This window comes from Enterobacter sp. R4-368, from assembly GCF_000410515.1.
Classification (GTDB): Bacteria; Pseudomonadota; Gammaproteobacteria; order Enterobacterales; family Enterobacteriaceae; genus Kosakonia.
Genome location: NC_021500.1, coordinates 4,483,015 through 4,495,523, shown reverse-complemented (window position 1 = coordinate 4,495,523; position 12,509 = coordinate 4,483,015). Strand labels below are relative to the sequence as shown.

Below are 12,509 nucleotides of genomic sequence, written 5' to 3'. Positions count from 1 at the left end.
CGGGCCGAACCCGGCATGCGCTCATCAGAAAATGGTAAACGGTGCGATAACCATAAACTTCACATCGCGCTCATCCTGGAAGATGTTGCCATAACCGCCGCTGTAGCTCGGGATGTCGGAATGGTTGTCGTACTGGGTGAAGTGCAATTTGAACATCGTGCCTTTCGCACGCCCTTCCTGCAGGGTGTAAATCGCATCGAGGCTGTAAGAAGACTCTTTCAGGCGGTAGTTCGGATCGTAATAGGCATCTGGCGTTGCCATATCTGCGGGTTTCGCATCCCAGGCGTAAGCGTAAGACGCGCCCACCGTCCAGCCCGGCAGGTTCCAGTTTTTCAGGTCGTACATCGCACCGAAGAACACCGCTTTTTCGCCGTTGGCGTTAAAGTCAGAGCGGTTATCCCACCAGATATCCAGCCGACCGTTGGATGAAGCGTAAGTCGGCGTCATACGTTGCAGGAAGTAGCCCTGCTGACCATCCGCTTTTACCCACGTTCCTTCCAGACGCAGATCGACCTGCCCCACTTTGTAGCCAAATGTCAGCGCCTGCAGCCACGCCGTGCCGTCATAAATATCGTTTACGCCGCCATTACTGACTTTGTCGCGTGTGCCATAGAACTGGTAACTGGTGCTCAGCGGGCTGCCCGCGATATCGAATTTGTAGCTGGCTTTTGCGAAATATTGATCGACATACCCCTGAGCCTGACCAAACGCGGCTTCCAGGATCAGATCGTTTTTAAAGTCATATTTCGCGCCAACCGAATGCAGGTAATCAACTTTGGTCTTTTTATCGTTTTGATAGAACTTGTCCATCTCGATATGCCACGGCGATTTGTACTCGTTGGTCCACATGTAGGAGAAACTCAACGCCCCGGCATCGCCGTAGTCAAAATTCGCCCCGGCTTCAGCGCCCTGATAAGTGCCTGGCATAAAGCTCCAGTGCGGCGCTAACAGCGTCTGGCCGGTTGGCTGGATGTAACCTGCGCGCGCCCATACCGGGCCATATTTAAATTTCGCCGCGGCTTTATACAGGCTGACCCCGCTCTTATCACCTGACCAGTCTTCTTTGTAGGCTTTATTGCTGGAGGAGAAAGCGATTTCGTTCGGATGCGCGCTGTCGCCGTTTTCCGCCATCTCGATGGCGGTGAAGGCAGCAATATCCAGACCAAACATATCGGCGGCGTAACCGGACTGGAAATCCAGGTTCGCGTTCCATGTCGAGTGGGAAAGGTTGGTTTTGTATTTATCTTCCAGAACATCTTTGCGGTCACGTTCACGCTGCCAGTAATAGATACCGCCGGTGAGCGTGGAATCATCGATAAAGCCTGCTGCATGAGCCTGTGGAGAGACAACCCAGCCCGACATTGCTGTGACACCGGCGATTGCCAGCGCCAGCGTACTACGTTTGCCACTAAACGTACGCATGAGTGATTCCTTCTAGACGTATTAAAAAATCGCCGGAGATGACGAAAAAAGGTCAAATAGTTTAGGTAGTTACGAAAACCCCCGAATTCACTACCGACTTAAGACTATTTTTCGCGACGCGAATTATCAATGTTTTTTAGCGGCAAAATGACAGGATTATGACGAAGAGCACATATTCCGTAGTGTTTTGAAACATGTTACATAAAACAGGAAAACAACAAATAAAAATCGAAAAAACAAAGACATTAATACTAATTGATAGCGATTACACATTAGAATCGACTTTTAAAACCACAAAAATGCTTTCCATCTGTTCAGTAAAAGCATCAATGAGAAGACACATTAATTCGCGTCGCGAATGTATATAAAGTGTAACAAGCTAATGGATAAGCAAAAAAAAGCGCCGCTGAAAGCGGCGCTTTAACCCAATTGTTTCTGGTTGACTTACTCAGTCGCCGATTTTCGCCCAGGTATCGCGCAGACCCACGGTACGGTTGAACACCGGTTTGGAAGCGGTTGCATGACGGCTATCAAGGCAGAAATAACCTTCACGTTCGAACTGGTAAGCTTTGCCCGCCTCTGCTTCTTTCAATGACGGTTCGGCGTAGCCTTGCTTAATAACCAGCGATTCCGGGTTGATGGTCGACAGGAAATCTTCGGCCGCCCCCGGATTCGGGACGCTGAACAGACGATCGTAAAGGCGGATTTCGACCGGCAGCGCATGCTGTGCGCTCACCCAGTGAATAACCCCTTTCACTTTGCGACCATCGGCCGGATCTTTGCTCAGCGTGTCCGCATCGTAAGAACAGAAAATAGTGGTGATGTTGCCGTCGGCATCTTTCTCCACGCGTTCTGCTTTGATGACATAAGCGTTACGCAGACGAACCTCTTTACCCAGTACCAGACGCTTGTACTGTTTGTTGGCTTCTTCGCGGAAATCTGCGCGATCGATCCAGATTTCACCGCTAAACGGCACGTCACGTGTGCCCATTTCCGGCTTATTCGGATGGTTCGGCATGCTAACGATTTCGCTGCTGCCCTGCGGGTAATTTTCGATAACCAGCTTCACCGGATCGATAACCGCCATTGCACGCGGTGCGTTTTCATTCAGATCTTCACGGATGCAGGACTCCAGAGAAGCCATCTCAATGGTGTTGTCCTGTTTGGTGACACCGATACGTTTGCAGAATTCGCGGATAGAGCCTGCGGTGTAACCACGGCGGCGCAGACCGGAGATGGTCGGCATACGCGGATCGTCCCAGCCTTCAACATGCTTGTCAGTGACCAGCAGGTTCAGCTTGCGCTTGGACATCACAGTGTATTCCAGATTCAGGCGCGAAAATTCGTACTGGCGCGGGTGAACCGGAATGGTGATGTTATCCAGCACCCAGTCATACAGACGGCGGTTATCCTGGAATTCCAGCGTACACAGTGAATGAGTAATGCCTTCCAGCGCATCGCTGATGCAGTGGGTAAAGTCGTACATCGGGTAGATGCACCACTTGTTACCGGTCTGGTGATGTTCGGCGAATTTAATGCGATACAGCACCGGATCGCGCATCACGATAAACGGTGACGCCATATCGATCTTCGCACGCAGGCACGCTTTACCCTCTTCGAAGCCACCCGCGCGCATTTTTTCAAACAGCGCCAGGTTCTCTTCCACGCTGCGATCGCGATACGGGCTGTTCTTACCCGGTGCCGTCAATGTACCGCGATATTCGCGGATCTCATCAGCGGAGAGCTCGTCAACGTAGGCCAGGCCTTTGTTGATAAGCTCGATCGCGTATTCGTACAGCTTGTCGAAATAATCCGAGGAGTAGCAGATATCGCCAGACCAGTGAAAGCCCAACCATTGCACGTCGTTCTTAATAGATTCAACGTATTCGATGTCTTCTTTTGCAGGGTTTGTGTCATCGAAACGCAGGTTGCACTGCCCCTGGTAATCCTGGGCGATACCAAAGTTCAGGCAGATCGATTTCGCGTGGCCAATGTGCAAATAACCATTTGGCTCCGGCGGAAAACGGGTATGGACGGTAGTGTGCTTACCACTGGCCAGATCTTCATCAATGATCTGGCGAATAAAGTTAGTCGGGCGGGCTTCTGCCTCACTCATCACAGGTTCCTCAAGGCGTAAACAACATATAACGGCATATGATCTAATAAGAGGACGCAGGAAACAACCTTTACTTATACAAATCACTGATGCCCGGAAGAAAGGTATTCAGCTACGTCCTGCGCTTGTCGGCAGCGTAAATCTTGCGTGGTCGGTTTAAGGATGACCGGGCTCGCTATCTCATCGCCCTCGCCGTTTTGCGGAACATAACCCGGCGCTTCAATACACCAGCCCCACGAGTAGAAATTCGTCCCGTGCAAAAAGAAAATCATATTTTCCCACTGGGATTTTTTCTCCACGTCGATATGCCCTTGCCGATCGGCTCGAAACGCTTCCGGCGGCGGATAGTACCCCGGCGGTGAACGCCCGGTGCTGACCCACATCATTGCCGTTGAGATCGGTTCCCCGGCCGGATTACGCACATCCACTTCATAGTGTGGACGCAGCGTGGCGTAACGTGGAATACAGCCGCTTAACGTCAGTGCGATAAAGAACGCGCAAATTATCCTTTTCATATCATCCCCTTGATAAAAGCGACATCAGTATGGCACTGATTAAATGCAAGGCAAAAAAAAGCGGCGGAGGATATTCCCCCGCCGCTTAAGGCATGAAAGCTTACTCAGGAGCTATTAGCCTTTAATTTCATACAGCGGAGTCTGACCAGCAACCACCGCGCCCTGCGCCTTGATAACCAGACCGCTAAAGTCGTCGATATTGCTGACCACCACCGGGCTAATCATTGAACGGGCATTCGCGTTGAGGTATTCCAGATCCATTTCGAGGATCGGCTGTCCCGCTACCACTTCCGCACCTTCTTCAACCAGGCGAGTAAAGCCCTGGCCGCCCAGCGCCACGGTATCAATGCCCATATGGACAACGATTTCCGCACCTTTCTCGGTTTCCAGGCAGAAGGCATGGTTAGTGTTGAAGATTTTCACAATGGTGCCCGCAGCCGGAGAAACCACGGTTTTATCCGTCGGTTTCACTGCCACGCCATCACCCACAGCTTTGCTGGCAAAGGCTTCATCCGGCACTTGATCCAGCGCCACCAGTTCACCGGTTACAGGCGATACCAACTCAGCGATGGTTATCGCGTTCGGTACCGCCTGCGGCTTTACCGATGCCGCCGGAGCCGCTGCCGGAGCAGCATTGGCTGCAGCCGGGACATCACCTGCCGTTCTCATCGCGTCGGCAATTTTTTCCGCCACGAAACCAACGATAATCTGCACGCCGGTTTTGTTCAGGCGAATAACGCCTGAGGCGCCAAGACGTTTCGCCATGGATTCGTTCACCAGCGAAGAGTCTTTCACCGTTAAACGCAGACGAGTGATACAGGCGTCAATACCAGTCAGGTTAGAAGACCCCCCAATCGCGGCGATATACTGACGCGCCAGGCCACTCACATCCTGCTCGGTGTTACCGCTGACATTCATATCCTGACCATCCGCTTCGTCGCCGGAAACAGCCAGTTCGCGACCCGGAGTCAGCATGTTGAACTTGGTGATAGCGAAACGGAAAACCACGTAATAGATAACGAAGAACACCAGACCTTGCGGGATCAGCATCCACCACTGGGTCGCCAGCGGGTTACGCGAGGAGAGCACCATATCCACCAGACCGGCGCTGAAGCCGAAACCGGCAATCCAGTGCATGCTCGCGGCGATAAATACGGAGATCCCCGTCAGCACTGCATGGATCACATACAGTACCGGCGCAACGAACATAAAGGAGAATTCCAGCGGTTCAGTGATACCGGTAAAGAACGAGGCAAACGCGCCCGCCATCATGATACCCAGAACTTTGGCTTTATTTTCCGGACGTGCGCAGTGGTAAATCGCCAGCGCCGCGCCCGGCAGGCCGAACATCATGATCGGGAAGAAACCGGCCTGGTAACGGCCAGTGATACCGACCACCGCTTTACCGGCTTCGATAGACTGCGCGCCACCAAGGAAGTTAGGAATATCGTTAATACCTGCTACGTCAAACCAGAACACGGAGTTGAGCGCATGGTGCAAACCGACCGGAATTAACAGGCGGTTAAAGAAGGCGTAAACGCCAGCGCCCACGGAGCCGAGTTTCTGAATGCTTTCACCAAATTCCACCAGACCGCTAAACACGACCGGCCAGATATACATCATGATGAAAGCAACAACGATCATAACAAACGAGGTGAGGATCGGCACCAGACGGCGACCGCTAAAGAAGGAGAGCGCTTTCGGCAGCTCAACGCTGCTAAAGCGGTTATAGAGTTCAGCGGCAATAATCCCCACCAGAATACCGACGAACTGGTTTTTGATTTTGCCAAACGCGGCCGGAACTTGATCCGCCGGGATTTTTTGGATCATTGCCACTGCTGCCGGTGAACAGAGCGTGGTCAGAACCAGGAAGCCGACAAAGCCAGCCAGCGCCGCAGCACCATCTTTGTCTTTTGACATACCGTAAGCGACACCCACCGCGAACAGCACGCCCATGTTATCGATAATGGCGGAGCCGGACTGGATGAAAAACGCCGCCAGTGCGTTTTGACCACCCCAGCCAACCGGGTCAATCCAGTACCCGACACCCATCAGAATTGCCGCCGCAGGCAGCGTGGCGACAGGCACCATTAGCGCACGGCCGATCTTTTGCAGATAACCTAGAATACTCACTTTTATTCCCCCTATGAACCCGATGAGAGCTCACTGAAACAGTCGTTTTTTATTGTGTCACTAACCCTGAAATCACGGCTATTTTCTCACTACCTGACAGAGTGTGTGAAAAATTAATTCGCCTCGCAAATTAAAAGCGTATTTTCTGTGATTAAAATCACTAAGTATCGTCAATCACCCTCCCAATCACTGGCAAACAGGTAAAACTTATTTTATGATTAAAAATATCAGGACGGATTGCTCCCTTCTCTCTGTCGCGAACCAGGTTACGCTTAACGCTGAGTTAGCACGCATTCCGCCAACTTTCTTCATTTAACTTTAGAGGTGAACAATGAGACTGATTCCCCTGGCGACAGCTGAACAAGTCGGCAAATGGGCAGCCCGCCATATCGTCAATCGTATCAACGCGTTCAAACCAACCGCAGACCGTCCGTTTATTCTCGGCTTACCAACCGGTGGAACTCCGCTCACCGCGTACAAAGCGTTAGTTGAGATGCACAAAGCAGGCCAGGTTAGTTTCCAGCATGTTGTCACCTTTAACATGGATGAGTATGTCGGCTTGCCGAAAGATCACCCGGAAAGCTACCACAGCTTTATGCACCGAAATTTCTTCGATCACGTTGATATTCCGGCTGAAAATATTAACCTGCTCGATGGCAACGCGCCGGATATTGACGCAGAATGTCGCCGTTATGAAGAAAAAATCCGCTCTTACGGCAAAATTCACCTGTTTATGGGTGGCGTAGGCAACGATGGGCACATCGCGTTTAACGAACCGGCGTCTTCGCTGGCCTCGCGCACCCGTATTAAAACCCTGACCCATGACACTCGCGTGGCGAACTCTCGCTTCTTTGACGGCGACGTTAATCAGGTGCCGAAATACGCACTGACCGTTGGCGTGGGTACGCTGTTGGATGCGGAAGAGGTGATGATCCTGGTGCTCGGCGGCGTGAAAGCGCAGGCGCTGCAGGCGGCTGTTGAGGGCAACGTTAACCACATGTGGACTATCAGTTGCCTGCAGTTACACCCGAAAGCCGTCATCGTCTGTGACGAACCGTCCACGATGGAGCTGAAAGTGAAAACGTTGAAATACTTCAACGAGTTGGAAGCGGAAAATATTAAAGGTCTGTAAGTCAGTTCCCGCTCCGCGAGGCGGATCCTGCGGAGCGGTGTACCTAGTTAACCGGGGGTCGTTATGTATGCTTTAACCCAGGGCCGAATCTACACCGGCCATGAAATTCTGGATGACCATGCGCTGGTCATTGCCAATGGTCTGATTGAACGCCTTTGTCCGCTGGCTGAGCTGCCAACAGGAATTGAACAACGCTCGCTGAATGGTGCCATCCTTGCCCCCGGTTTTATCGACGTGCAGCTCAACGGCTGTGGCGGCGTACAGTTTAACGACACCGCAGAAGCCGTTAGCGTAAAAACGCTGGAAATCATGCAGCAAGCAAATGAGAAATCCGGCTGCACCAGCTACCTGCCGACGCTGATTACCACCAGCGATGAATTAATGAAACAGGGCGTGCAGGTAATGCGCGATTACCTGGCTAAATACCCGAATCAGGCGCTGGGCCTTCATCTGGAAGGGCCGTGGCTGAATATTGTTAAAAAAGGCACGCACAACCCGGAATTCGTGCGTAAACCGGATCCGGCATTAGTCGACTTCCTGTGCCAGAACGCCGATGTGATCACCAAAGTTACGCTGGCCCCGGAAATGGCGGGCACCGAGGTGATTCACCAGTTAGCTGACGCGGGCATCGTGGTTTCTGCCGGTCACTCCAACGCAACGTTAAAAGAAGCAAAAGCCGGTTTCCGCGCCGGGATCACGTTCGCCACACATTTATATAATGCCATGCCGTACATTACCGGCCGTGAACCCGGTCTGGCAGGCGCAGTGCTTGATGACACAGACGTTTACTGTGGCGTGATTGCAGATGGCCTGCATGTCGATTACGTTAATATCCGTAATGCTAAGCGATTGAAAGGCGACAAACTTTGCCTGGTAACTGACGCGACAGCACCAGCAGGCGCGAATATTGAGCAGTTCATTTTTGCTGGCAAAACAATATACTACCGTAATGGACTGTGCGTGGACGAAAACGGAACGCTGAGCGGTTCCTCCCTGACGATGATCGAAGGGGTGCGAAATCTGGTAGAGCATGTCGGCATTGCGCTGGATGAAGCGCTGCGTATGGCAACCCTCTACCCCGCTCGCGCCATTGGCGTTGACGAAAAGCTGGGAAGTCTCGCCGCGGGGAAAGTGGCGAACCTGACGGCGTTCACGCGCGATTATAAAATCATCAAGACCATCGTTAATGGCAACGAGGTCGTCACTGCATAAAGAGACGGTATGACATCAGGCGGACAAGCTCAAATCGGTAACGTTGACCTCGTAAAGCAGCTTAACAGCGCGGCGGTTTACCGCCTGATTGACCAACACGGCCCCATTTCGCGCATTCAGATTGCCGAACAAAGCCAGCTTGCTCCCGCCAGCGTGACAAAAATCACGCGCCAGCTCATCGAACGCGGGCTGATCAAAGAAGTCGATCAGCAGGCCTCCACCGGGGGCCGCCGCGCTATCTCCATTGTTACCGAAACCCGCAGTTTCCAGGCTATCGGCGTGCGCCTCGGGCGTTACGACACCACCCTGACCTTGTACGATTTAAGCAGCAAAGTGCTGGCGGAAGAGCATTATCCGCTTCCCGAACGTACCCAGGAAACGCTGGAACACGCGCTGCTCAATACCATCAGCCACTTTATTGAAACCTGCCAGCGTAAGATCCGCGAACTGATCGCGATTTCCGTTATTCTGCCGGGCCTGGTAGACCCGGAAAGCGGTGTGATTCGCTATATGCCGCATATTCAGGTTGAAAACTGGGCGCTGGTGGAAGCCCTTGAAGAACGTTTCAAATTGACCTGTTTTGTCGGGCATGACATTCGCAGTCTGGCGCTGGCCGAGCACTATTTTGGGGCAAGCCAGGATTGTGAAGACTCCATTCTGGTGCGCGTGCACCGCGGGACGGGCGCCGGGATTATCTCTAACGGGCGCATTTTTATCGGTCGTAACGGCAACGTCGGCGAAATTGGACACGTGCAAGTCGAGCCACTGGGCGAACGCTGCCACTGTGGCAATTTTGGCTGTCTGGAAACTATCGCCGCCAATGCCGCAATAGAACACCGCGTTCGTCACCTGCTGGAACAGGGCTACCAGAGCCGCCTGACGCTGGAAGATTGCTCTATCAAAACCATCTGCAAAGCCGCCAACAAAGGCGATGCGTTGGCCTGTGAAGTGATTGAATATGTTGGTCGCCATTTGGGTAAAACCATCGCCATTGCCATTAACCTGTTTAACCCGCAGAAAGTGGTGATCGCCGGGGAAATTGTTGACGCAGAAAAAGTGCTGCTCCCGGCCATTGAGGCGTGCATTAACACTCAGGCGTTAAAAGCGTTTCGCAAAAACTTGCCGGTGGTGCCTTCCGCGCTGGATCACCGCTCGGCGATCGGCGCGTTTGCGCTGGTAAAACGCGCTATGTTGAACGGTCTGCTGCTGCAACGTTTGCTGGAAAACTAACAGCGTCTATCGTTAATACTTATTTTTTATCCGGACAGTCCATGACCATTCAGAATGTAATCTGTGATATTGACGGCGTGCTGATGCACGACAACGTTGCCGTACCGGGTGCTGCGGAGTTTATCTCCCGCATCCTTGAAAAAGGCATGCCGCTGGTATTACTGACCAACTACCCTTCGCAAACGGGCCAGGATCTGGCGAACCGCTTTGTCTCCGCGGGGATTGATGTGCCTGCCAGCGTCTTTTATACCTCGGCGATGGCGACCGCCGATTTTCTTAAACGCCAGGAAGGGAAAAAAGCCTATGTGGTGGGCGAAGGCGCACTGATCCACGAGCTTTACAAAGCTGGTTTTACCATTACCGATATCAACCCGGATTTTGTCATCGTTGGCGAGACCCGCTCCTATAACTGGGAAATGATGCATAAAGCAGCGTTCTTCGTGGCGAACGGCGCGCGCTTTATCGCCACCAACCCTGACACCCACGGTCGTGGATACTACCCAGCCTGCGGTGCGCTGTGTGCAGGTATTGAAAAAATTTCCGGCCGCAAACCTTTCTATGTCGGCAAACCCAGCCCGTGGATTATCCGTGCGGCGCTCAACACTATGCAGGCGCATTCCGAACAGACGGTGATTGTGGGCGATAACCTGCGCACCGATATCCTGGCGGGCTTCCAGGCCGGGCTTGAAACCATCCTGGTACTCTCTGGTGTGTCGCGCATCGATGATATCGACAGTATGCCGTTTCGCCCGTCGTGGATTTACCCCTCGGTCGCGGAAATCGACGTTATCTAAACTTCACCACGTCTTCGGGCGTGGTTTTTTATTTTCACCCCTGCCAAAAAGAACACCATTCAATAAAAAGCGCATTATTTTGCCGATCCATCAATAACAGAGTCTTATGCATACTCTTTTTTCAGCATTCAATAATCATCATTGCACTTTTTACTTTCAGCGCGGTAAAAGGCTTGCGCGCTGCCCCGTTTTTGCGGCATTTTGACTGCAAGCACACAACATTACAGCTTTGCACTCAAGGTTAACGGAGAAGTCTATGTGTTCAATTTTTGGCGTACTGGATATTAAAACCGACGCAGTCGAATTACGTAAAAAAGCGCTGGAATTATCCCGACTGATGCGCCACCGCGGCCCGGACTGGTCCGGTGTTTATGCAAGTGATAAAGCCATTCTGGCGCATGAACGTCTGTCTATTGTTGACGTTAACGCCGGGGCACAGCCGCTCTACAACGAGAAGAAAACACATGCGCTGGCAGTGAACGGTGAAATTTATAACCACCAGGCGCTGCGCGCAGAATATGGCGACCGTTACGCATTCCAGACCGGTTCTGACTGTGAAGTGATCCTCGCGCTGTATCAGGAAAAAGGGCCGGAATTCCTCGACGACTTGCAAGGTATGTTCGCTTTCGCCCTGTACGACAGTGAAAAAGATGCTTACCTGATTGGCCGCGACCATATCGGCATTATCCCGCTGTATATGGGGCACGACGAACACGGCAACCTGTACGTGGCGTCAGAAATGAAAGCGCTGGTGCCGGTTTGCCGCACCATTAAAGAGTTCCCGGCAGGCAGCTACCTGTGGAGCAAAGACGGTGAAATCCGCTCTTATTATCAGCGCGACTGGTTTGACTACGATGCAGTAAAAGACAACGTGACCGACAAAGCGGAACTGCGCCAGGCGCTGGAAGACGCGGTGAAAAGCCACCTGATGTCCGATGTGCCGTACGGCGTGCTGCTTTCGGGTGGTCTGGATTCTTCGGTCATTTCCGCGATCACCAAAAAATTCGCAGCCCGTCGCGTTGAAGATCAGGAGAAATCAGAAGCCTGGTGGCCGCAACTGCACTCCTTCGCCGTGGGTCTGAAAGGCGCGCCGGATCTGAAAGCGGCGCAGGAAGTCGCCAACCATCTTGGCACCGTGCACCATGAAATTCATTTCACCGTGCAGGAAGGACTGGATGCGATTCGCGATGTGATTTACCACATCGAAACCTATGACGTGACGACGATTCGTGCCTCGACGCCGATGTATCTGATGTCACGTAAAATCAAAGCGATGGGCATCAAAATGGTGCTCTCCGGCGAAGGTTCCGATGAAGTGTTTGGCGGTTATCTCTATTTCCATAAAGCGCCGGATGCCAAAGAGCTGCACGAAGAAACCGTGCGTAAACTGCAGGCCCTGCATATGTTTGACTGCGCCCGTGCAAACAAAGCGATGTCCGCCTGGGGCGTGGAGGCGCGCGTGCCGTTCCTGGATAAAAAATTCCTCGACGTGGCGATGCGTATCAACCCGGAAGACAAAATGTGCGGCAGCAACGGCAAAATGGAGAAACACATTCTGCGCGAATGTTTTGAGTCCTACCTGCCGGCAAGCGTGGCATGGCGCCAGAAAGAGCAGTTCTCCGACGGCGTGGGTTATAGCTGGATCGATACGCTGAAAGAAGTTGCCGCGCAGCAGGTTACGGATCAACAACTGGCAACGGCCAGCTACCGTTTCCCGTACAACACGCCAGCATCGAAAGAAGCGTATCTGTACCGCGAAATTTTTGAAGAGCTGTTCCCGCTGGCAAGCGCGGCGGAATGTGTTCCCGGCGGCCCGTCCGTTGCCTGTTCTTCCGCAAAAGCGTTTGAATGGGACGAAGCCTTCAAAACCATGAACGATCCGTCAGGTCGCGCGGTTGGTATTCACCAGTCAGCTTATTAATAAGTAATGGTTATTCTTACAGGCCCTGCGGGGC

At 52.5% G+C, this 12,509-nt stretch carries 9 protein-coding genes; 5 read left to right on the top strand and 4 right to left on the bottom strand.

All coding sequences use genetic code 11. From position 1 onward, the window contains the following. Positions 1-24 precede the first annotated feature (24 nt). The 4 genes from chiP to nagE form a co-directional block, all read right to left on the bottom strand. Positions 25-1,422, bottom strand: coding sequence for a chitoporin ChiP (gene chiP / locus H650_RS20970; protein ID WP_020457031.1), 1,398 nt, complete (start codon positions 1,420-1,422; stop codon positions 25-27). A gap of 448 nt (positions 1,423-1,870) precedes the next feature. After that, on the bottom strand, positions 1,871-3,538 hold the full coding sequence (gene glnS / locus H650_RS20965; RefSeq protein WP_020457030.1) for a glutamine--tRNA ligase: 1,668 nt from the start codon (positions 3,536-3,538) through the stop codon (positions 1,871-1,873). An 83-nt stretch (positions 3,539-3,621) separates the two neighbouring features. Further along, on the bottom strand, positions 3,622-4,053 hold the full coding sequence (locus H650_RS20960; RefSeq protein WP_020457029.1) for a membrane lipoprotein lipid attachment site-containing protein: 432 nt from the start codon (positions 4,051-4,053) through the stop codon (positions 3,622-3,624). 114 nt (positions 4,054-4,167) lie between these two features. After that, positions 4,168-6,186, bottom strand: coding sequence for an N-acetylglucosamine-specific PTS transporter subunit IIBC (gene nagE, locus H650_RS20955; RefSeq protein ID WP_020457028.1), 2,019 nt, complete (start codon positions 6,184-6,186; stop codon positions 4,168-4,170). A gap of 331 nt (positions 6,187-6,517) precedes the next feature. On the opposite strand from nagE, the gene nagB reads away from it, so the two are divergent. The 5 genes from nagB to asnB all read left to right on the top strand — a co-directional run bounded on the left by nagB (position 6,518) and on the right by asnB (position 12,475). After that, complete coding sequence (gene nagB / locus H650_RS20950) at positions 6,518-7,318, top strand: glucosamine-6-phosphate deaminase (RefSeq protein ID WP_017455911.1); 801 nt, start codon at positions 6,518-6,520, stop codon at positions 7,316-7,318. 63 nt (positions 7,319-7,381) lie between these two features. Continuing rightward, a complete protein-coding gene (gene nagA / locus H650_RS20945) occupies positions 7,382-8,530 on the top strand; it encodes an N-acetylglucosamine-6-phosphate deacetylase (protein ID WP_020457027.1) in 1,149 nt (382 codons plus the stop codon). 9 nt (positions 8,531-8,539) lie between these two features. Then, positions 8,540-9,760 (top strand): DNA-binding transcriptional regulator NagC, encoded by a 1,221-nt coding sequence (gene nagC / locus H650_RS20940; protein ID WP_020457026.1) that lies wholly within the window; start codon positions 8,540-8,542, stop codon positions 9,758-9,760. Positions 9,761-9,801: 41 nt separating this feature from the next. Further along, entirely contained in the window at positions 9,802-10,554 is a 753-nt protein-coding gene (locus tag H650_RS20935) for an HAD-IIA family hydrolase (RefSeq protein ID WP_020457025.1), read from the top strand. Between the two features lie 256 nt (positions 10,555-10,810). Next, a complete protein-coding gene (gene asnB, locus H650_RS20930; protein ID WP_017455907.1) occupies positions 10,811-12,475 on the top strand; it encodes an asparagine synthase B in 1,665 nt (554 codons plus the stop codon). The last annotated feature ends 34 nt before the right edge of the window (positions 12,476-12,509 follow it).